The 633-nt window shown below is 57.8% G+C and carries 1 protein-coding gene; it reads right to left on the reverse strand.

Annotated features, from left to right (window positions below; translation table 11 throughout):
- Positions 1-633, reverse strand: a 633-nt coding sequence (locus EXE41_RS18615; RefSeq protein WP_137691796.1) for an IS110 family transposase, incomplete at both ends; no start/stop codon positions are given.

Here is a 633-nt window from a genome sequence, read left to right on the forward strand (position 1 = left end):
TCGATACCAGCATCTTCCGAGCTGCTGCCACGATCGCTTTCTGTGAGTTCTTCCGGCTTGCTAACCGGTCGTAAAACCGACTCAGATACTCGTCGTTACTCGTATGAACTGCGGTGTTTGCTGCTTGGACGAGCAGCCATCGTACACGCCCTGATCCACGTTTCGAAATGCCCCCTTCGATCCGCGAGTCGCCTGACTCGCGGATCACCGGGTTCAATCCCACGTAACTGACAACCTCCTTGTCACCGTCAAACCGGTCGATCCCACCCAACTCCGCGTAGATTGTCAGCGCAGTGTAGTAACTCACACCGGGAATCGTCATGAGCAGCTGGGTCTCCTTCAGAGACCCAGCGCGCTCTTCGATCGTCTCATCGAGCTTCTGAATCTCTTCGGTGAGCGACTCGATCAGGTCGAGGTACGACTCGAGCAGCGTGTCGAATGGCGTCGGGATCGAGAGTCCCCGCAGGGACTCTCGTCCCTCCACGGTTAGCGGTTTCACGTCTTCAGTGATGCCGTGATCGGAGAGGAGTCCATGGACCTTGTTGGCGTACTTGGTACGGTTTTCGACCAGGGTCTGTCGCCCGCGCACGAGTGCGCGGGCTTCCCTGACCTCCTCGGTCGGAACGTAGCTTT

This window comes from Halorubrum sp. SD690R (assembly GCF_005435035.1).
In the GTDB taxonomy this organism is placed as follows: domain Archaea; phylum Halobacteriota; class Halobacteria; order Halobacteriales; family Haloferacaceae; genus Halorubrum; species Halorubrum ezzemoulense.